General features: G+C 63.6%; 15 protein-coding genes. 3 read left to right on the top strand and 12 right to left on the bottom strand.

Annotated features, from left to right (window positions below):
* Positions 1-41: 41 nt before the first annotated feature.
* Both CR152_RS25360 and CR152_RS25355 read right to left on the bottom strand, forming a co-directional pair.
* Entirely contained in the window at positions 42-2432 is a 2391-nt protein-coding gene (locus tag CR152_RS25360) for a penicillin-binding protein 1A (protein ID WP_099879619.1), read from the bottom strand.
* Between the two features lie 117 nt (positions 2433-2549).
* A complete protein-coding gene (locus tag CR152_RS25355; RefSeq protein ID WP_229413587.1) occupies positions 2550-3470 on the bottom strand; it encodes a Rossmann-fold NAD(P)-binding domain-containing protein in 921 nt (306 codons plus the stop codon).
* Positions 3471-3592: 122 nt separating this feature from the next.
* Here CR152_RS25355 and CR152_RS25350 point away from each other — a divergent pair, with 122 nt between their 5' ends.
* On the top strand, positions 3593-4495 hold the full coding sequence (locus tag CR152_RS25350) for a LysR substrate-binding domain-containing protein (RefSeq protein WP_099879615.1): 903 nt from the start codon (positions 3593-3595) through the stop codon (positions 4493-4495).
* Between the two features lie 62 nt (positions 4496-4557).
* Here the strand turns inward: CR152_RS25350 and CR152_RS25345 are convergent, their stop codons facing one another.
* Positions 4558-6096, bottom strand: coding sequence for a peptide MFS transporter (locus tag CR152_RS25345; protein ID WP_099879613.1), 1539 nt, complete (start codon positions 6094-6096; stop codon positions 4558-4560).
* Between the two features lie 253 nt (positions 6097-6349).
* Here CR152_RS25345 and ppnN point away from each other — a divergent pair, with 253 nt between their 5' ends.
* Complete coding sequence (gene ppnN / locus CR152_RS25340; protein WP_099879611.1) at positions 6350-7720, top strand: nucleotide 5'-monophosphate nucleosidase PpnN; 1371 nt, start codon at positions 6350-6352, stop codon at positions 7718-7720.
* 49 nt (positions 7721-7769) lie between these two features.
* On the opposite strand, the gene CR152_RS25335 is transcribed toward ppnN, so the two are convergent.
* Together CR152_RS25335 and sigJ are read right to left on the bottom strand one after the other, a co-directional pair.
* On the bottom strand, positions 7770-9911 hold the full coding sequence (locus tag CR152_RS25335) for a TonB-dependent receptor (RefSeq protein WP_099879609.1): 2142 nt from the start codon (positions 9909-9911) through the stop codon (positions 7770-7772).
* A gap of 18 nt (positions 9912-9929) precedes the next feature.
* Positions 9930-10847 carry an RNA polymerase sigma factor SigJ gene (gene sigJ, locus CR152_RS25330; RefSeq protein WP_099879607.1) on the bottom strand — a complete coding sequence of 306 codons (918 nt, stop codon included), beginning with the start codon at positions 10845-10847 and terminating at the stop codon, positions 9930-9932.
* A 91-nt stretch (positions 10848-10938) separates the two neighbouring features.
* Between sigJ and CR152_RS25325 the strand changes: the two genes are divergently transcribed.
* Positions 10939-11373, top strand: coding sequence for a carboxymuconolactone decarboxylase family protein (locus CR152_RS25325; RefSeq protein ID WP_099879605.1), 435 nt, complete (start codon positions 10939-10941; stop codon positions 11371-11373).
* A gap of 40 nt (positions 11374-11413) precedes the next feature.
* Here the strand turns inward: CR152_RS25325 and CR152_RS25320 are convergent, their stop codons facing one another.
* The 7 genes from CR152_RS25320 to lysS all read right to left on the bottom strand — a co-directional run bounded on the left by CR152_RS25320 (position 11414) and on the right by lysS (position 20525).
* Complete coding sequence (locus CR152_RS25320; protein WP_099879603.1) at positions 11414-13783, bottom strand: NHL domain-containing protein; 2370 nt, start codon at positions 13781-13783, stop codon at positions 11414-11416.
* 158 nt (positions 13784-13941) lie between these two features.
* Complete coding sequence (locus CR152_RS25315; protein ID WP_267876260.1) at positions 13942-14211, bottom strand: putative quinol monooxygenase; 270 nt, start codon at positions 14209-14211, stop codon at positions 13942-13944.
* A 117-nt stretch (positions 14212-14328) separates the two neighbouring features.
* Positions 14329-15246: an AraC family transcriptional regulator gene (locus CR152_RS25310; RefSeq protein ID WP_229413585.1), complete on the bottom strand. Its 918-nt coding sequence runs from the start codon at positions 15244-15246 to the stop codon at positions 14329-14331.
* 81 nt (positions 15247-15327) lie between these two features.
* On the bottom strand, positions 15328-16698 hold the full coding sequence (locus CR152_RS25305) for a Dyp-type peroxidase (protein WP_099879599.1): 1371 nt from the start codon (positions 16696-16698) through the stop codon (positions 15328-15330).
* A gap of 7 nt (positions 16699-16705) precedes the next feature.
* A complete protein-coding gene (locus tag CR152_RS25300; protein WP_099879597.1) occupies positions 16706-17314 on the bottom strand; it encodes a hypothetical protein in 609 nt (202 codons plus the stop codon).
* Between the two features lie 52 nt (positions 17315-17366).
* Complete coding sequence (locus tag CR152_RS25295) at positions 17367-18464, bottom strand: catalase family protein (protein WP_099879595.1); 1098 nt, start codon at positions 18462-18464, stop codon at positions 17367-17369.
* Positions 18465-18992: 528 nt separating this feature from the next.
* A complete protein-coding gene (lysS, locus tag CR152_RS25285; RefSeq protein ID WP_099879593.1) occupies positions 18993-20525 on the bottom strand; it encodes a lysine--tRNA ligase in 1533 nt (510 codons plus the stop codon).
* Positions 20526-20556 lie beyond the last annotated feature (31 nt).

Raw genomic sequence — 20556 nt, 5'->3', positions numbered from 1 at the left:
CTGCGTCGGTTCCGCCAATGGCGGAACCGGCGGGCCATCGGCTAACCGCCGGCCTGCGATTCCGCGCCGTGCACCGGCTGCGGCGGCACCGGCGGCACGGCGGGCAAGCCCGGAACCGGCGCCTGGCCCGGCACGGCCGGTTCGCCAGGCTCGCCAGGTTCGCCCGGCAGCGCGTCCATGTCGATGGTCTTGAATTCGGTGCTGCCCGCGTATTCGGCATAGATCCAGTCGTCATCCTCGCGCATCACGCCTTCGGGCACGGCGCGTTCCTTGACGGGACGCTTGTCGAGCGCGGCGCGCATGTAGTCGATCCAGATCGGCATGGCCAGGGTGGCGCCGAATTCGCGCCCGCCCAGCGAACGCGGCTCGTCGTACCCCATCCAGGCTACGCCGACCACGTTGCCGGCATAGCCGGCGAACCAGCCGTCGAAGGCGTCGCTGGTGGTGCCGGTCTTGCCGGCCAGGTCGCTGCGGCCAAGCTGCCTGGTGGCGCCGGCGGCGGTGCCGGAACGGGTCACGTCGCGCAGCATGCTGTCGACCATGAAGGCGTTGCGCTGGTCGATCACGCGCATGCTCTCCTCGCCGACCGCGGGCACCGGCGTTTCAAGCAGGATAGTGCCGTTGCCGTCCGTGATTTTTGCGATCAGGTAGGGCTTGACCGCGAAGCCACCATTGGCGAACACCGCATACGCGCCCGCCAGCTGCAGCGGCGTGACCGCGCCGGTGCCAAGCGCCATGGTCAGGTTTTTAGGGTGGCGGGTCAGGTCGAAGCCGAACTTGCCGAGGAATTCATGGCCGTAGCCGACCTCGATGGCGCGCAGCAGGCGTACCGACGGCACGTTCTTCGAGTGCACCAGCGCGCGCCGCATGGACACGTCGCCGTCGAATTTGCCGTCGTCGTTCTGCGGCGTCCAGGTGGCGCCGGCGCCGCTCGGCATCTCGAGCGCTTCATCGAGGATGCGGGTGCCCGGCGAATACCCCTTTTCGATGGAAGCCGAGTAGACAAACGGCTTGATCGCGGAGCCGGGCTGGCGCCAGGCCTGGGTGACGTGGTTGTACTTGTGCAGGCCGTAATCGAAGCCGCCCACCAGCGCGTGGTATGCCCCGGTGGCCGAATCGATCGCCACGAAGCCGGCCGCCACCTGCGGCAGCTGGACGATCGACCATGGTTTGTCGTCCTTCTCCTTCTCCTTGCCTTTGCTCTTGTCCTGGGCGATGCGCACCACCGCGCCGGGGCGCAGCTTGATGGCGGCCTTGGCGCCGGCCGCCAGCGCGGGCGCGGCGAAGCGCAAACCGGCGCCGGTGATTTCGATGCGCTCGCCGTCCATGGTTTCGACGGCGACCATTTTGGCCGATACCTCGGTCACCACGGTCGGCAGCAGGCCGTCGCTGACGGGGCGCTTGCGCAGCTCCTCGCGCACTTCGTCGGCCCGTTCTTCCGGGTCGGAGGGCATGTCGATGAACGATTCCGGGCCGCGGTAGCCGTGCCGCTGGTCGTAGGCCAGCACGTTGCGGCGCAGCGAGTCGTAGGCGGCGTCCTGTTCGGCCTTGAGGATGGTGGTGTAGACGCTGATGCCGCGCGTGTAGGCGTCATCCCGGTACTGCTCGAACACCACCTGGCGCGCCAGTTCGGCCACGTATTCGGCGTGGGTGTCGAATTCCTGGCGCTTGGCGGCGATCCGCATCGGCTCCTCTTTCGCGCTCGCGTACTGGGCGTCGCTGAGGTAGCCCAGCTCGCGCATGCGCCTGAGTACGACCATCTGCCGCTGCTTGGCGTTGCGCGGGTTGACGACCGGGTTGTTGGCGACCGGGTCGCGCGGCACGCCGGCCAGCATGGCCATTTCGGCGATCGAGAGCTGGTCGAGGCGCTTGCCGAAATACGCCTGGGCGGCGCTGGAAAAGCCGTACGAGCGCCGTCCCAGGAAAATCTGGTTCATATACAGTTCGAGAATCTTGTCCTTCTTGAGCGCGTTCTCGATCTTGAAGGCGAGGGCGATTTCGTCGGCCTTGCGTCCCAGGACCTTGTCGCGCGTGAGGAAGAAGTTACGGGCCACCTGCATGGTGATGGTCGACGCCCCTTCGCGAAAGCCGCCGCGCAGGTTGGCGCGCACCGCCCCGGCCGCGCGGATCCAGTCCACGCCGCCGTGCGTGTAGAAGCGCGTGTCTTCGATGGCCAGCACGGCGTTTTTCATCATCGGCGGCACCTGCCCGATCGGGATGAAGTCGCGGTGTTCTTCGCCGAATTCGCCGATCAGCACATTGTCGGCGGTGTAGATGCGCAGCGGGATCTTGGGGCGGTAATCGGTCACCGCGTCGATGGCCGGCACGCGCGGCACGATCACGCCATAAAAGTAGCCGAGCAAGCCAAGTACCATCAGCAGGCCGGCGGCAAGCGCCAGCAGCACGGCGCGGATGATGTATTTGCGCGTCATCCAGCGCCGGAAAAAGGTGTCTGTAGTCAAAACGATGTCCGCCAGGGCGGGCCGTGCCAAGAGTGACGGCCCTGTCCGGCGAATTATAGTCGATCGCTTTCGCGGCCCCCCGACCGCTCAGACGAAGGCCAGGTCGTGCTGCAGGATCAGGTGATCGAGCCAGTCGTCGCTGTGGCCGAAGCGGTAGCCCAGCTGCGCCGCGCGGGCGGTGTCCATCATGTACGGGGCCGGATAGTCGAAGGGACTCAGTTCGCCGGCGGCAACCGGCGGCTTGGCCGGCAGCGCGCGCACCGGCACGTCGAGCAGCATGCCGATGCGCTGGTACAGGTCGAACGCCGACAAGCCGCCGTCGCAGGCCGCGTTGACCGGTCCCAGGAAATCCTGGGCGCCGGCCCACAGCAGGAAATTGCTGGTGCCCTGGGCGCTCATGAAGGAGCTGGCGGCGGCCGCATTGGCGTAGCGCAGGGGCGCGTGCTGGCGCACCAGGTCGACGTAATGGGCCAGGCGCCCGGTAAAGTCCTCGGCGCCCGCCAGCACGTGCCCGATGCGCACCGTCACCAGGGGCAGCGAGCCGTCGCGGTACAGATAGGCTTCGGCCTGCAGCTTGCCCGTCACGTAGCTCTGGGTGGCCAGTTTCGGGTCGTGCCAGGGATAGCGCGTGTCGATCGGCTGGGCGAGCATATTGATGTCGTCTTCCGCGAACGGCGCATCCTGGCGGCCGAGCAGGTCGCGGTAGACGTCGATGGTGGAGGCGACGATGTAGCGTTTCACCTTGCCGGCGAAGACCTTGACGGCGATGGCGGCGTCCAGAGGGCTGTAGCACATCTGGTCGTAGACGATGTCGTAGCCGTCAGTGCCCGAAAGGTGCGCAAACGCGGCGCGCATGGCGTGTTCGTTGCGGCGGTCGACCCGGATGCGGGAAATGCGCGCGCCGAACGGGTCGGCGGTGATGCCGCGCGTGGCAATCGTCACCTGGTGACCCGCGTTGAGCAAACGCTGCACCAGCAGCTTGCCGAAGTAGCGGGTACCCCCTATCACCAATATATTCTTGCGCATCGCATTCCCTTGTTGATTCCAGTATATTTTCTGCTTAGTATGGCGATTCAACAACCGAGAAAAATTGAACCGATGAGCAAGAAAATCTTATTCATGGGATATGCATGAAGCCGCTGCGCACGCTTTCCGGCCTGGTCGACTTCGACTGCGCCGCGCGCTGGGGCAGCTTCAAGCTGGCCGCCCAAGAGCTGCACAAGACGCCGGCGGCGATCAGCCAGCAGGTCAAGCAGCTCGAAGAAAACCTGGGTTTCGCCCTGTTCATCCGCCATCCGCGCCATGTGACCTTGACCGCCAAGGGCCAGGAGCTGGCGGTGGCGGTGGGGCGCATGCTCATCGAACTGCGCGCCAAGGTCGGCGCCCTGCAAGGCGGCGACGAGGAGTCGGTGCTGCGCATCTCGACCACCCATTCGTTCGCCATCAAGTGGCTGGTGCCGCGCATGCACCGGTTTACCAAGCTGTATCCGGAACTCGATATCCGGCTCGATTCGAACGACGCGCCGGTCAACCTGGAAGACGACAGCAGCGACGTGGCGGTGCGTTACGGACCGGTGAGCGATGGCGACCCGGCGCTGCTGTTTCGCGAGCGCCTGATCGCCGTCTACAGCCCGGACCTGCTGGCGCCGGGGCAGACTGAGCTGACCCTGGCCGACCTGCCCAATTTCCCGCTGCTGTACGAGAACTCGACCGAATCCTGGCTGCAGCTGCTCAACGAGAACAAGGCCTTGAAGGGTAAATACGATTTTTCGCGCGGTTACAGCCACTGGGGCGTGCTGGCGCAGGCGGCGGTGGCGGGGCAGGGGATTGCGCTGGTGGCGTACGGGATCGCGTTCCAGGATATCCTGAAAGGGTCGCTGCGCCAGATCAGCTGCCGCAGCGCGCCCTTCGGCAGCGGCTACCGCTTCATGGTCAACCGCAGCAAGGAGAACATGCCGAAGGTGCAGCGCTTCCGCGCCTGGCTGGTGGCGGAGATGAACGAGATGCAGCGCGCGCTGGAACAGTCCTCGTAAATGCGCGCGCGTTAACGACAACGGCGGCCCGCGGGCCGCCGTTGTTCATGCTGCTACAAGGCTTACTTGACGCCGTGCATCAGCTTCTGGATCAATGGTGCGAGCAGGAACAGCAGCACGCCGCCGATCATCAGCCACCAGAAACCCTGGGTGTAGCCGGACAGTGCCGACGTGATCGACATGCCCGCTTCGCCGCTGACGTGGCTGGCGAAAATGCCGGACAGGTTGTTGCCGATACCGGTCGAGAGGAACCAGCCGCCCATGCCCAGGCCAACCAGGCGCACTGGCGCCAGCTTGGTGACCATCGACAGGCCGATCGGGGACAGGCACAGCTCGCCGATCGACTGCACCCAGTAGACCGCGAACAGGGTCCAGAACGGGATCTTCTTGTAGGTCGGATCGACCAGATGGTCCAGTGCGTACATCAGCAGGCCGAATGCGAGGCCGTTGAAGATGATGCCCAGACCGAATTTGCGCGGAATCGATGGATTGACGTTGGCCTTGCCCATGGCAACCCAGACCCACGCGATGATCGGAGCGCAGGCGATGATGGCCACCGAGTTCACGCTCTGGAACCAGGCGGTCGGAAATTCGCTCATGCCGAACGGCGCGGTGATGAACGACAGTGCGCCCTTGCGGTCGACGATGCTCTCGGCCAAGAAGGTGAACGAGCTGCCGGCCTGCTCGAAGAACATCCAGAACAGGATGTTGAAGGCGAAGATGATCATCATGGCGAAGGTCTTGTCGCGCGCGACTTTGCCGTCGCGGATGCCTTCGGCGATCAGCATGCCGGCCAGGATCACGAACAGGATGGTCAGCACGATCTGCAGATTGTTGGCGCCGGCCTTGAGCAGGAAATACATCAGCGGAATGACCAGCAATGCGCCGGCGACCACCATGATCATGCGTTTCGGGCTGTTGTCTTCCGCCGGCGGGGCACCGATGCCCTTGAGGGCGCTGCGGCCGAAGAAGAACCAGACCAGGCTGATCAGCATGCCGATACCGGAAGCGAAGAACACGACCTTGTAGGCCGGGATGTCGCCGGTGTTGAACACTTTCTGGGCCAGCACCTGGGTGAAGATCGGAGCCAGGAAGGCGCCGGCGTTGATGCCCATGTAGAAAATGGTGAAGCCGGAATCGCGGCGGGTGTCGTTGAGCGTGTACAGCTTGCCGACCATGGTCGAGATGTTCGGTTTGAACAGGCCGTTACCGACGATGATGGTGGCCAGGCCAAGCTTGAACACATCTTCGTTAGGAACCGTGATGGCGAACAGGCCGACGGCCATGAAAGCGGCGCCGATCAGGATCGAACGCTGGTAGCCGATGACTTTGTCGGCGACATAGCCGCCGAAGACGGCGCCGGCGTACACCAGCGCGAGGTAGGAACCGTAGGTCAGGTTGGCCGCCTGCTGGCCGCTGGCATCGCCGCCGTAGAACTGCGTGACTATATATAGCACGAGTGCCCAGCGGATACCGTAGAACGCAAAACGTTCCCAGAATTCGGTCATGAACAACATCCAAAGCGGACTTGGGTGACCCAAGATCTGCTTGAATTCCGGGATAGCGACTTCCTGGTGGGGTGTGTTAGCGGCACCGCTCATGCGGTTTCTCCTGAATATGGTTATGGTTGGATAAATCATATGGACAGCCGCGGCTCGTGACCCCGGTTTTCCAATAGGGTCGCATTTTAATGTAAATCGACTATGCTCAGCGAATTTTTGCCAGATGTGCTAATTAAGCCATGAAACGAGGCGGCGCAAGCACAGCGGAACTTGTGCCCCCCAAGAGCGGCGAGTTGTCGTATATTGGCATTGCAGGCTTGTTTGTTACACCGAATCGAAAAGGATTTGTACTATGGAACATGATGTTGTCGACACCCTGATTTCGCCGGAAGGCCAGCTGGAAGTGCTCTCGAAAGCCGAAGTCTTCAAACTGCTCGACACCAGCCAGGGCGGCCTGTATCAAATCTTCCGCAACTGCGCACTCGCGGTCCTGAACTGCGGCAGCACCATCGACGATGGAAAAGAACTGCTGGAACGATATAAATCCTTTGAAATCAGCATCGTACAGCGCGAGCGCGGCATCAAGCTGGAGATCAAGGGGGCCCCGGCGATCGCCTTCGTAGATGGCAAAATGATCAAGGGGATTCACGAGCACCTGTTCGCGGTGCTGCGCGATATCATTTTCATCAGCAGCGAAGTGACCGACAACCCCAAGTTCGACATGTCGCGCACGGAAGGGATCACCGATTCGGTGTTCCATATCTTGCGCAACGCCAATGTGCTGCAGCCGCTGCGCAATCCGAACCTGGTGGTGTGCTGGGGCGGGCACTCGATCAACCGGATCGAATACAACTACTCGAAGGAAGTCGGCTACCAGATGGGATTGCGCGACCTCGACATCTGCACCGGCTGCGGCCCGGGCGCGATGAAGGGGCCGATGAAGGGCGCCACTATCGGTCACGCCAAGCAGCGCCTGACGGGCGGGCGCTATCTGGGCATTTCGGAGCCGGGCATTATCGCGGCCGAATCGCCCAATCCGATCGTCAACGACCTGGTGATCATGCCCGATATCGAAAAGCGGCTGGAAGCGTTCGTACGCACCGGGCACGGGATCATCGTGTTCCCGGGCGGCGCCGGCACGGCCGAAGAGATCCTGTACATCCTCGGCATCCTGCTCCATCCGGATAACGCCGACATGCCCTTTCCGCTCATTTTCACCGGACCGGAAACGGCACGCGACTACTTCATCCAGATTAACCAGTTCATCGCCGATACGCTGGGCGAGGAAGCGCAGAAGCGCTACAAGATCATCATCGACGACCCCGAAATGGTGGCCAAGGAGATGCAGCTGGGGATCCGCCAGGTGCGCGAATTCCGCAAATCGCGCGGCGATGCCTATTATTTCAACTGGCTGCTCAAGATCGACGAGGAATTCCAGCGCCCATTCCGGCCGACGCACGAGAACATGCGCAACCTGAGTCTGCACAAGAACCAGGAAAAGCATCTGCTGGCGGCCAACCTGCGGCGCGCGTTTTCGGGCGTGGTGGCGGGCAACGTCAAGGACGAGGGCATTCGCGCCATCGAAAAGTTCGGCCACTTCGAGATTCACGGCGACGCCGCCATCATGGGGCCGATGGATGCGCTGCTGTCGTCGTTTGTCGCGCAAAGCCGGATGAAGTTGCCGGGCAAGGCGTACACGCCGTGCTACCGGGTGATCACCTAAGCCGCATGGTGCGCGCCGGCCTGCGCGCACCGCTTTGCAGTCGTTCGCGTCACTCGAGCTTTTTTACAAAGCCTACATAAACGCGCCGTGCGACGAAATGATCGTAGCCAGTCTGGCGGAAGGTGCTCGCGTCGGTGCGGTAAGTGCGCTTGCTGCCATCGAAGATATCGCTGGCGTTGACCGTCAGGCTGAGCGTCTTGGTCAACTGGCGCTTCCAGCTCAGGTTCACATTGCTGGTCGCGCCATGCCGGCCCAGCGGTGTGATGCTTGATGTCTGGCCATGCGCGTCGAGCGACAGATTGTCTGGCCCGGCGTTGTAACTTGCTCTCAGGTTGATATAGCCCGCAATGCCGTCCTGGCGCACGGCACCATACAAATCGGGCGTGGACAGGACCACGCGATAGACGCCGCCGTCCATGCCTAAACTTAACTTCGCATCCGGCGTCCAGTCGAGAGAGCCTGTGACGCCGGCCGAGCGCGCTTGCCCCCCATTTTGCTTCGAGGTGACCAGCACGTTGTCCGCAAAACTGCGCGCATCGGCCACCGTATCGCGGCTGGTGCGGTAGAAGGCACTCACGCTGCCGCTCAGGTGCTCCATGTCCGCGTCGGTGCCGATCTCCCATGAGGTCAGCAGCTGCGGCTTGAGGCCGGGATTGCCACGGCTCAGGTTTTGCGCATCGACGTAGGTGGTGAATGGATTCAGATCGCGCGGATCGGGCCGCTGGAGGCTGCGCCGATAGCTGAGCGTCAGGTCGGTTTTGTCGCTGGCGGCATATTTCAGGTGAAGGCTGGGATTAAAGGCCTGCCACCGCCCGGTCTGCATGGCGCCCTGTGCCGGCCTCACCCGCAGCGCCATGCGCTCGATCCGGCCGCCCAGCAGCGCTTCCCATTGTCCATGCCTGATCTGGTCGGTGATGTAGGCTGCGCTCAGCGTTGTCGCCACGGCATAGCCGTTGGTCGTATCGGCATCGGGCGTCTCTTGTCCCGTCAAGCGATCGACGGAGGCCTGATAGTTGTAGAGGTCGTTGACCTCGTCCTGGATATCGAGGCCCATGCCCCACTGGCCGTGACCGGACGCGCGGCTCCAGTCGAGGGTAGCCTGGTTGAGGTGGCGCGCCGACCTGGTGGCACCGCGACTGTAGCTGGTGGCGCGCGCCGGTTCGACGAACACATCGCGATAGGACTTGTCGATCAAGCCCTTGGTATTGCTGCGCTGAAGCATCGCCTTCAGCGCGGTACCGGCGTCCTGGTGGCTGTAGCTCAAGCTGGCACTGTCGTCCGCTTGCTCGTTGGGGCCGTAGGATATGCGATGATAGATGCTCTTGCCAGCTGCGTTGCGGGCCACGTTCAGCGTGTCTAACAGCGGACGAGACGCGCGGTCGTTATAGCTTGCCGACAGGCTGAGGCTATCCGTGTCGCTGAGGGCATAATCGACGCCCAGTGCCGCGCTTTGGACTTTGCGGCGGACGAATATCTCCGACGTCTGTACTGTACTTCCAGCCTGGCCGCTGACAGGATTATTCCAGTCGACTGCCGACCGGCGCGACTTCTGCGTGCCGTCGCGGCGGTACGCCAGGTTGCTATGCACGCTGATATCCTTTCTGGTCACGTCGCCCGATGCACCGGCATTCCACAGGCCCTGGTCCGTGGCGCTTCCCTTTAACTGCGCGTGCGCACCCGGCTTGCGGTTTCGCTTCAATACGATATTGACGATCGCACCGCCATTGGCGTTGTAGGCGGCTGACGGATTCGTGATCACTTCGATGCTGGCAATGTCGGTGCCGCTCATGGTTTGCAGCGCCACCGCCCGCTCGTCGCCCGACATCATCGCCGTCGGCTTGCCGTTGACCAGGACGGTGACCTGGGTATTTCCCTTGACCGCAATTTGCCCGTCGGCCGTTACCGATACCCCGGGAGTCGATTGCAACACATCCTGGCCTGTACCGTTTGCCGCCCTGGCCATATTGGAAACGTCATAAACAGTCTTATCGAGCTTTTTAACGACTGGCTCTTTCTTGGCTGTCACTGTCACCGTCGCCACTGCCGGATCTTCCGCGCGCGCTTCCACAGTCAGCGCGACGAGTCCGAGCAGGGTCAGGGAGAATGTCGTCCTGAGTATGGCAAACTGAAATGGGTTGGCGGCAGTGATGTGCTTGCACCTGCGCGGTGTGGATCGTTGAATAAAATACATGCCAGCATTGTAACGTTTCTACGCGTTAATGGACGGATTTTGACAGCCGTCGGCGGCTATTTTCAGCGCCTGCGCGCGCACCAGTTTGTCGGGATTGCGCACCACATAGATCGCGCTGATCCTGGCATCTTCCATATCGAACGACATGGTTGAATCCAGGCTGCCATCGACAAGGCGCAGCAGGCCTGCCTCGCCATTGATGATCGCGTGCTCGAACGTGGTGACGGTGCCGAACTTGCGCGCCATGCTCTCGTAGAAGCGGGCGATCTTGTCGGCGCCGCGTACCACGTTGATGGTCGCCGATACCTTGCCGCCGCCGTCGGCCGTGAACGAGGCGTCCGGTGCGAACAATTGCGCCAGCTGCGCGCGTTCGCCGCTTTGGGCCGCTGTCACGAAGCGTCCCAATAAATCCATATGCATTGCATCGCTCACCGCAAAACGCGGCCGCTCGGCGCGCACCCGTTCGCGCGCGCGGTGCAGCAGCTGGCGGCATGCCGCTTCGGTTTTGCCGACGGCAGCGGCAATGTCCGCGTAGCCGCACTCGAACACTTCATGCAGCAAAAATACCACGCGTTCTTCGGGACCGAGGCGCTCCAGCATGAGCATGAAGGCCATCGAGATATCGCCGGCCAGTTCCAGGCGCGACTCGGGCAGGTCGCTTGCGCGCGTGACGATCGGTTCCGCCAGCCATGGGCCGATGTAGGCTTCACGTTCGGCGATGGCGCTGCGCAGGCGGTCGATGCACAGGCGCGTGACGACGGTGACCAGCCAGGCGTCGGCGCTGGCCAGCGCGGCGCGCGCGTCATTCGCATTCCAGCGCAGCCATGCATCCTGCACGGCGTCGTCGGCGTCGGCGCGCGAGCCGAGCATGCGGTAGGCGATGCCAAAAAGGCGTGGACGGAGCTGGTGGAACTGGCTGGTGAAGGTATCGTTCATTCTTTTTTGAGGAAAGCTGTCACAAACGGTGCGACAGGCTCGTCTAATGATTGTAAGGCCAACCAATCAACCTCACCAAAAAGGAATCAGCATGGAACGCATCGATTTTTACACCGCTTCACCGAAGGCCGTCAAGGCATGGGTGGCGCTCGAACAATACATCGCCACGTCGAGTATCGATAAGCCGCTGGCGGAGCTGGTGCGGCTGCGCAGTTCGCAGATTAATGGCTGCGCGTATTGCGTCGACATGCACGCGACCGATGCGCGCGAGGGCGGCGAAGCCGAACGGCGCCTTCATGCGCTGTCGGTGTGGCGCGAAACGCGGTTTTTCACGCCGCGCGAACGGGCCGCACTGGGCTGGACCGAAACGATGACGCGCCTGGCGCAGCAGCCGGACACCGGCGAGAGCTACGCGGCGCTGGCGGAGCAGTTCAGCGCCGAGGAGATGGTCGATCTCACCTTGCTGATCTCGACCATCAATGGGTGGAACCGCCTCGCGGTGGGATTTGCCAAAATGCCGGAATAGCGTATTGCGACCACGCCGTGGCGCGCACCAGCGCCGCAGCTTACGGCAGCACCACCTTGACGACGCCATCGGCCACGGTGAGATACATCACGCCTTTGGCATCGAAGGCGATACCGCTCACCGCGGGCAGGCTGCCCGGCAAGCTGCCCAGCGCCAGGTCGTTCTTGCCCGCCGTGCCGACCGGGGTGCTCACCACGCCGGCCGGCGTGATTTTGCGGATCGTGAAGTTACCGGTGTCGGCGACGAACAGGTTGCCGGCCTTGTCGAAGGCCATGCGGCCAAGCGTGGAGAAACGCGCTTCTTCCTTGCCGTCGCTCGCGCCACCCTTGCCAGGGGTGCCGGCGAAGATGGTCATCGCGCCGCCGCTTACCTTCCAGATGACGTTACTTTCGAGGTCCGACAGATACACGGCCCCGGCATGGTCGACCGCCATGCCGCCGTAGCGGAACCCCAGCATCAACACGCCCGGCGAGGTGCCGTTGTAGTTTTCCGCCAGGGTGGCGACGCTGCCGTCGGCTGCGATGCGGCGCAGTGTTATGCGTCGCAGGCTGTCGCAAAATGCCGGATTTTTCGGCGTCGCGCAATAGTTATTCGCGTTGGTGGCGGTGCTCACCAGGTAGATATTCCCCGCCGCGTCGGTGGTCATCGTCGGCAGCGTGACCGTGGCAGGCTTGCCGGCAGGTGTGACATCGCGCGGGTCGACCGGTATCTGCACCGTCGTGACCACGCCGGCCGTGCTGACTTTGCGTACCAGGCTGATACCCGGGGCCTGGCTGCTGGCCACGTCGAACACGAACAGATTGCCGCTGGCGTCAACGGACAGTTCGGTCGGCAGGCGGAAGCTGGCCTGCCCGGCGGTGCCATCGGCATTGCCGCTCACGCGTGCGGAGCCGGCCAGGGTCGTCACTGCGCCATCCGGATTGATTTTGCGGATGGCGTGGTTGAGCGAATCGGCAATGAAGACGTTGCCGGCCGCGTCGGCGGCAATGCCCTTGGGCGCGTAAAAGCGCGCGTCATGGGCGAGGCCGTCGATCGACCCGCTCGAACGCGGCAGAACCGGCGTGCCGGCCACGGTGGTGACGACACCGGCCGGCGTGATCTTGCGCACGGTCTTGTTGCCCGCATCGTTGACGAACACGTTGCCGGCAGCGTCCACGTCGATCCCGCGCGGCAGGTTGAACGAGGCCTTGTTGCCCTGGCCGTCGGCCGAGCCAATCTGCTCGTAGCGCCCGGCGAGCGTCTGCACCTTGCCATCGGCGGCGATCTTGCGGATGCTGGCGTTGCCGGTATCGCTGATATACAGCGTGCCCGCCGCGTCGATGGCCAGGCCGGACGGGGACGAAAAGCGCGCGTTGAAGGCGTCGCCGTCGGCCCATCCGCCGTCTGCGCTGCCGGCAACGATGGTGGCGGTACCGCCCGCCGTGATCTTGTAGATCAGGTTTCCTTCGATGAGCAGCACGTTGGCGGTGGCGTCAATCGCCAGCGCCGACGGCGCGCGCAGAGTGATTGGCTTGGCGCCACCGGTGCCGTCGCGGAAGGTGTGCAGAGCCATGGTGGTCACGTTGCCGGCGGCGTCGATGCGGCGCAAGCTGGCCGCCTCGCGACCCCGGTCGCTGACGTAGACAACGCCATTAGCGTCGACCGCGATGTCTTGCGGGTTGTCGAAGCGGGCCGCCGCGCCTTTGGCGTCGATGGCGCCGCGCGCGTCGCGGTTGCCGGCGACGAGGCTGACGACGCCGGCCGGCGATACCTTGTAGATGGCCGCCCAGCAGGACACATAGACGTTGCCCGCCATATCGTGCCCCGCCGCCCAGGTATTGCATACCGGGTCGACCGGGAGGCGGCGGATGATGCCGGCGCTGTCGATGCTGGTGATGTTGTAGCCGCCCGCGACGAACAGCTTGCCGGCGGCGTCGATGGACAGGCCGCCCATTGCGTCAAAGGCGGGGGGCGTGTCCGGCCCGGGTTTTTCCGCGATGGCGCCGGCCAGGGGCACGAGACCGGTGCCCGTGACGGTGAGCGCCGCCTTCGCGCTATCGGCGCTGCCGGCGGCGTTGCGCGCGGTGACGCTGAACACGGCGGCGTTGTCGCTCAACCGGGCTGCGGCCACGGTGTAGGTCGACCCGGTGGCGCCGGGGATCGCCACGCCGTTGCGGGTCCATTGGTAGCTGAGCGGATCGGTGCTGCTGGCTGCGACGCTGAAAGTCACGCTTTGGCCGGCCTGCGCCGACTGGTTCTGCGGCTGCGATGTGAACGAGGGCGCTTGCGCCACCGGCACCGTTACCGGCGGCGGAGTTGGAGAGCCACCGTCGCTGCCTCCACCGCAGGCGCTCAGGCCCGTTATGCAAACGAGCGCGGTGATCGCTGCAGCGTTGATGCTGCGGGCCTGGCGGGTTTTATGGAGCGACATGGCTGCCTTATTGGTAAGATTAATAGAATGATCATATTTCAGGCTGGATGGTACTCCTTTTTGTGCATGACCGAGGCATTGGGATGACTTGTTACACTTGGCGTTACAGCGGAGCGTATGGGCGCCCGCGCAGCCGGCAGCGCAACCTTGGCGTATTGTTACAACTGACTGACGTAGCGTCCCGACGGCGGCTCCAGCAAACAGGCGGCAATGGCGTCCCATCCACCGGATCCGGTGAGCCGGTCGATGTGCGCTTTGTGCGCCTGTTCGCTATCCCATTGTTCGACCAGCGTGAACACGGCCGGATCGTCTTTGGCGCGGAAGATGCTCACGCCACGGCAGCCGGCGACGGCGGGCAGGTCGCGCTTGAGGTTTTCGAGCATGGCGCGAAAATCCGATGCGGCCTCGGGCCGGGTGGTGAAAGTGATGATAAAGGCGGTGCCTGTTATGGTTGCTTCGCTTTGCGTATGGTGGTTGCGGCCGCGAATCGGCCGTGCACATACGATAGGCCTTGATGAATGGTGCCGCCAGCGGCCAGGCTGCGCTTATATTGACTGTGCCTGCTGACTTGCGAGCTGGCGCGCGTACTGCGCCGGCGGGGCGCCGTAGCGGCGCTTGAATTCGCGCGTGAAGTGCGCGGCGCTGTCGAAACCGGTGAGGGCGGCCACTTCGCCGGGCCGCCTGCCGCCGGCCAGCAGCAGCACCCGCGCTGCGTCGAGGCGGGTATTGCGCAAGAAGTGCATCGGCGCCAGCCCGGCCACCTCGCGGAAGGTGTGGGCGAAGTGCGAGGGGCTCATCGCCACGGCGCCGGCCAGTTCGGCGATATCCAGCGGGCGGCGGAAATGCTGCTGTATAAGCTGCACTGCCTTTTGGATGCGGGCGGCCGAACGCTTCATCGCCGCCGCATCGCGGATGGCGCTCGCCGCGTCGGACCTGAGCAGGCGCACGATAATCTCCTCCACGATGAGCGGCGCGATGGTGGCGCGGTCGATCGCCAGGTCCGTCGCCGGCAGCAGGCGCGTGAACGCGTCGAGCACGCGCTCGTCGACCGGCGCCACGTAGTTCAGGGTCACGTTCGCGGTTGAAGAGGGTGAGGCGTCGGCCAGCGCGATGAAGGTCTTCACCAGTAGGTCGGGCGGCAGGTCCATGTGGATCGCGAGATAGGGCTGGCCCGGGCTGGCGTCGACCACGGTGCCTTCGCAGCGCGTTTCGGCGCCGAGCACGAGGCAGCTCATCTCGTCGTAGGCGAGCGTGCTGGCGCCGAGACGGGCGCTTTTGCGGCCCTGAAGCACGACGACGATGCCCGGCGCCAGAGTCTGGGTTTTGTCGTAACGCAGCGGCGTTGAAAAGCGGTAGTAGCGCAGGCCGGGCCAGATGGAATCGGTGCGGCCTTCGCTCACGGCGCGCGCGGCGACCATGCTGCGCAGGCGTGCCAGGGGCGTCGAACTGGCGTCGGTATTCACAATGTGGGCTCGTCCTGAAAAAGAGAGCCTGCATTATAAAGTGGATACGCGCCGGCAGCCGGCGCCCCCATGGCACGGCGGTCAGGCCGTTTCGCGGCCTTCGCCCGCCAGCCAGCGCAGCGCCGTCAGGCTCGGCATGAACAGGTATTCACCACCGCGCACAGTGCAGAAGGTCTGGATGCCGTGGATGCGCTGGCGCACCGGGCGCTTCTGGATGGTGAAGGTGCTGTCCTCATCCTGCTGGCCGAGGATCGGATCGCGCTCCTTGCCCAGGTCCATGAAATTACCATGGTCGACCCACTCGGCCTGCATGAACTCCACGGTCTCGGGCGCCTTGGCGCTGATCCCGATGAAGAACAGGCCGCGCTCCTGGCCGTCGTCTTCCAGCAGGTCCGCGCGCCACGGTGCGCCGAACGTGGTGCTGCGGCGAATGATGCGGTGGATGTTCACGTCCGTCAGCACGGCCAGCTTGCTGTCGCGCGGGTTCATGCGGCGCATGTGGCAACCGTGCGGCGCCTGCAGGCCGGCCTGGTCATCCTTGTACGTGAAGTCGTTGTTGCGCTTCGGGTCCGCGCCGAGGGCCGGATCGTCCTTTTCCGGCGCCAGGGTCAGCGGCGCGCCACTGCGCCAGCGGCCCACCAGCTTGGCGGCCAGCAGTTCCTGGCCGGCTTCGTCGTCGGCGTTATCGCGCAGGAAGCGGTTGAACGCGGCGGCGTCGGCCTGGTATTTGCGGATCACCACGAAGGTGCCGTTGCGCCCCAGCGCCTCCGGCTGCGGCATCGCCATCGGCACGCCCGATTCGCCCGGATAGCCGAGAATCAGTTCGCCCGCCTTGATCGCGTCGCCCTGGCCCGGCAGCAGGTCTTCGATGCCGCCGTCGATGGCCGGGTTGCTGATGTTGTCGCGGTAGCCGAAGGGGTTCAGGCTGTCCGGCTGCGCGCCGAAGTCGTGCATGCCGAGCAGCGTGACGCCGTCGATATCCTTGAATTCGTTCTGCGCGGTGGCCAGCGCATGCTTCCACGATGCTTCATCAGGGGCGAAGATCGATATCGTCACGTGCACGTCGCCGCTGCCGTAAGGCGCTTCCCAGTTTGCCGGCGCACTTGCTCCAAAGTCTTGCAGGCGGTCGGCACGCGCCGCCATGCCGGCGCGGAAGGCGGCCGGGAAACTGGCCAGCGAATCCTCGGGGATGTCCAGCGCCACCAGGCCCGCGTGGCTCAATGCCACGGCGATCCATGCGGTGGTATTAATGCGCGCGTCGGCGGCGCTGCGCACGTGCGGCGCCAGGCGCGAGAGCAGCGCGCGGCCGCCGGCGGCATCAATGATTTTCAGCAGCACGTGGGTGCCGTAGTAAGGGTCGGGACGCTTGAAAAGGATGGTGGCCTGGATGTCGTCCAGTTCCAGCTTTGGCGAGGAATGGACCAGGTTTTTGAGTGTATCGATGATTGTCATGGGAACCTCAAGCAATCTTGTCCAGGAATTCCTGGAGTGCGTCGTTCTGCTTTTGCAGGCGGCGCGTTTCGACGACCGACAGGTTCGGATTGGCGACGTACCAGCCGTCGGCCGTGATCTGGTGACCGGCGATGAAGTCTTTCACGCCCGGATCGGTGATGCCCGGCCAGCCTTCGACGGACGAAAACAGCAAATCCATCAGGTCGGGAATCTTGGTCGCGAAGTCTTCGATGTAGGTATCCCAGTCGCCATCGTAGGTGGTGGCGAAGAGGATCTTGGTATCGTTTTCAAAAAATACAAAACGCATGTCGTGCAGGGTCGAGACCTTCTGCGCGCCGTTGAAGTTGCCGTTGACGAGTTTGAAGATGCGGCGCAGGCGGTCGGCGCCGCCCGGCTTCAGGTCGGCCATGGCCGTGAGTTCGGAGATCTTGCCGGACTGGCGGCCGATGCGGCCGGCCGATCCCGCGTGGCCTTCGGTATTCGGATCCTGCTCGCGCAGCATGTTTTCGAGCGCGAGCTTGAGCAGGTCGGGGGCGTCTCCCAGGACCTCCTGGACCTTGCGCTTGATGTCCGCGAGGTCATTGGAAGATTTATTTTGTGGGGTGATGTCGCTCATGATTGCTCCTTGGGTCTTAAAAAAAATGGTGATGCCTGGACTGCCTGACTGCTTATTCCGGTACCTGGCCAATGCTGTCGATTTCGATGCGCGGCTGCGCGTTCATCTCGTGGCGGAATTTGGACGACGCTTCATAGGCCTTGATGCGCGCGCGCATGATGGAGCCGAGCGGGCGGTGCGCCTCGATGCAGTGCCACGGGTTGAACGACAAAACGTCGTCGGCGAACACGCGGCGCGCCGGGCTGAAAGCCTGCTGCGGCGGGATGGTCAGCTTGGCGATTGGCTGGTAGGGCGAGTCTTTCTGCGGCCACTCGATCGAGGCGTCTTCGATCGGCATGGTGGCGGTGTCGGTGCACAGCTGCGCGCGCAGCTCGTACTCGGCGCCCTGGCCCGAAAAGAAGTCCACTACCAGGTTGCGCAGGGCCGAGTCGTCGGCGTCGTCGCCGAGCGGCTGGCCGGTGAGGGCGCGCACATTGCTTGAGAGCGGCGCGGCGCACAGCTTGGCCACGTAGTCGCCGTAGCGCACCGCGGCCATGCTGAAGAAGGTCTCGCCAAGAATATGGTTGTTGGGCGCACCGAGCGTGTCGACGATCGGGTTCTCGATGCCCAGCGCGTGCAGCGCCTTGCTGCCGCCACGGGCGAGGGCGGCCACGATGCGGCGCACCATGTCCGGGTCGTCCGCGTGCTTCTCCAGCAGCTTCTGGGTCTTGAGGTAGGCGGCGGCGTGGCCGAAGGCGATCACCGGGTGGTTCACCAGCAGCAGGTCTTGCGTTGTCGCGTCCTGGCGGTTGGGCAGGAACTGCGGGCCGTCAACGCCCAGCATCTTGATCGCCATGCCGCGCGGGGACGGCAGCTTGTCGCTGTGGATGTCGCCGGGCGCGGTGGAAAGGCGGATCACGACTGGGTAGGTGCCGGGACGCGCGAACACGCCCTGGGCCAGGTGCGGTGCCAGGTTGTCGTAGACGGTGACGTGGCCAACCAGCACGCCGTGGCACTTGGCGTGGGCGTCGCGCTTGGCGTGGCGGTGTTTGTCGAACACGCGGGTGTTTACGCGCATCATCGATTCGACCACGCTGTCGATGATCGCATCCTCGTTTTCCTGCTTTTGTTCCAGATTGTCGTTGTAACGGACGTAGGTGGTAGCAGACATGGGGGTTCCTCGCTTGTTTGTAATATTGCAATGGAATCAAGGAGTGTACCGATAGTGCGGGGGCGTTCGATAGAATGTTTGTTCGAACGGAGGGGTATGGTGGGGGGCGAGGGGAAGGAGGGTGGGGTTAGAAGAAAGACTCCGTCGTTCCCGCGCAGGTCCCAGTTTCCAAGAAACTCCTCGAATTCCGTGGAACAAGGCAAGTCCCGGGGTAAATGCCGATAACGCAAGCTTCGTCATTCCCGCGCAGGCGGGAATCCAAGTTTCAATGAGCCGCCTGCAACTGCGCTACGGAATTGGATTCCCGCCTGCGCGGGAAAGACGGTCTTGAAGTTTGTGGTCAGAAACCGCTGAACCTAACGCCATCGAGTCGAAATGCCAGTTCCTGGAGAGCCGGGAACCCAAGTTCCCACCGCACCCAGGCGGCTCGACAAACTTGGGTCCCCGCCGAGTGCCGCCTTGGCGCGGGGACGACGAGAGTGGTGTTGGTACGACGGCGGTAGCGGGCATGGCGCCCGCCCTTCGGTTTTACTCTTCGCGGCGCAAGTGCGGGAAGAGAATCACGTCGCGAATGTTCGGCGAATCGGTAATGAGCATGATCAGGCGATCGATGCCGATACCGCAGCCACCGGCCGGCGGCATGCCGTATTCCAGCGCGCGGATGTAGTCGGCGTCGTAGAACATCGCCTCATCATCGCCCGCGTCCTTGGCTGCTACCTGCGCCAGGAAGCGCGCCGCCTGGTCTTCGGAGTCGTTCAGCTCCGAGAAGCCGTTGGCCAGCTCGCGGCCGACGATGAACAGCTCGAAACGCTCGGTGATGCCGGCTACCGTGTCCGACGCGCGCGCCAGTGGCGACACTTCGGCCGGGTAGTCGACGATGAAGGTCGGCTCCCACAGCTGCGCTTCGGCGGTTTCCTCGAACAGCGCCAGTTGCAGCGCGCCCAGGCCGGCGGTCGAAAACGGCTTCACGCCGAATTTGAGCAGTTCGGCCTTGATGAATTCCGCATCCTGCAGCTGCTCCGCGGTGTAGTGCGGCGCATAGGCGTTGATGGCGCCGACGATGGTCATGCGGCGGAACGGCTTGGACAAGTCAAGCGCCTTCCCGCCATAGGTCAGTTCCGCGGTGCCGTGCGCATCGATGGCGGCCTGGCGGATCACCGCTTCGGTGAAGTCCATGATCCACTGGTAATCGGTGTAGGCCGCGTAGAATTCCATCATCGTGAATTCTGGATTGTGGCGCGGCGAGACGCCTTCATTGCGGAAGTTGCGGTTTACTTCGAACACGCGATCGAAGCCGCCGACCACCAGGCGCTTGAGGTACAGCTCCGGCGCGATGCGCAGGAACATTTCCATGTCCAGCGCATTGTGGTGGGTGACGAACGGCTTGGCGGCGGCGCCGCCAGGAATCGAATGCAGCATCGGCGTTTCGACTTCCATGAAGTCGTTCTTTTCCATGAAGCGGCGAATCGACGACATGGCGGCGGTGCGGGCCTTGAACGTGCGGCGCGCCTGGTCATTGGTAATCAGGTCCACATAGCGCTGGCGGTATTTGGTTTCCTGGTCCGACAGGCCATGGAATTTGTCCGGCAAAGGACGCAGCGACTTGGTGATCAGGCGCAGGGTCGACACCTTGACCGTCAGTTCGTCAGTCTTGGTCTTGAACAGCGTGCCTTCGATGCCCAGGATGTCGCCCAGGTCGTAGTGGCTCAGCGCTTCCATGGCGGCTTCGCCGGTTTTGTCGAGCGTGACGTAGATCTGGATGCGGCCGTCGGCGCGCGGGCCGGACGAATCCTGCAGGGTTGCGAACACGGCTTTTTTACCGGCTTCGCGCTTGAGCATCATGCGCCCGGCCAGGACCACGGGCACTTCGGTCGCTTCGAGTTCTTCGCGCGTCTTGCTGCCGAATTCCTCGACCAGTTGCGCCGCCTTGTGCTGCGGACGGAAATCGTTAGGAAAGGCGATGCCGCCTTCGCGCAGCGTAGCCAGCTTGGCGCGGCGTTCGGCGATCAGTTTGTTTTCATCTGCCGGGGCGGGTGCTTGGTCTTGGATGTCCGTAGTCATGGTGAGTATCGCTATGTGGGTTGATGCAGGT

This window comes from Massilia violaceinigra, assembly GCF_002752675.1.
GTDB lineage: Bacteria > Pseudomonadota > Gammaproteobacteria > Burkholderiales > Burkholderiaceae_D > Telluria_A > Telluria_A violaceinigra.
The sequence above is the reverse complement of the archived record's forward strand: the minus strand, read 5'-3'. Positions and strand labels throughout refer to the sequence as shown.

Bases quoted from the DNA above. Each gene is read 5' to 3' on its own strand.
- CR152_RS25360 (WP_099879619.1), bottom strand. From the start codon at position 2,432: ATGACGCGCAAATACATCATCCGCGCCGTGCTGCTGGCGCTTGCCGCC.
- CR152_RS25350 (WP_099879615.1), top strand. From the start codon at position 3,593: ATGAAGCCGCTGCGCACGCTTTCCGGCCTGGTCGACTTCGACTGCGCC.
- CR152_RS25345 (WP_099879613.1), bottom strand. From the start codon at position 6,096: ATGAGCGGTGCCGCTAACACACCCCACCAGGAAGTCGCTATCCCGGAA.
- ppnN (WP_099879611.1), top strand. From the start codon at position 6,350: ATGGAACATGATGTTGTCGACACCCTGATTTCGCCGGAAGGCCAGCTG.
- CR152_RS25335 (WP_099879609.1), bottom strand. From the start codon at position 9,911: ATGTATTTTATTCAACGATCCACACCGCGCAGGTGCAAGCACATCACT.
- sigJ (WP_099879607.1), bottom strand. From the start codon at position 10,847: ATGAACGATACCTTCACCAGCCAGTTCCACCAGCTCCGTCCACGCCTT.
- CR152_RS25325 (WP_099879605.1), top strand. From the start codon at position 10,939: ATGGAACGCATCGATTTTTACACCGCTTCACCGAAGGCCGTCAAGGCA.
- CR152_RS25320 (WP_099879603.1), bottom strand. From the start codon at position 13,783: ATGTCGCTCCATAAAACCCGCCAGGCCCGCAGCATCAACGCTGCAGCG.
- CR152_RS25305 (WP_099879599.1), bottom strand. From the start codon at position 16,698: ATGACAATCATCGATACACTCAAAAACCTGGTCCATTCCTCGCCAAAG.
- CR152_RS25300 (WP_099879597.1), bottom strand. From the start codon at position 17,314: ATGAGCGACATCACCCCACAAAATAAATCTTCCAATGACCTCGCGGAC.
- CR152_RS25295 (WP_099879595.1), bottom strand. From the start codon at position 18,464: ATGTCTGCTACCACCTACGTCCGTTACAACGACAATCTGGAACAAAAG.
- lysS (WP_099879593.1), bottom strand. From the start codon at position 20,525: ATGACTACGGACATCCAAGACCAAGCACCCGCCCCGGCAGATGAAAAC.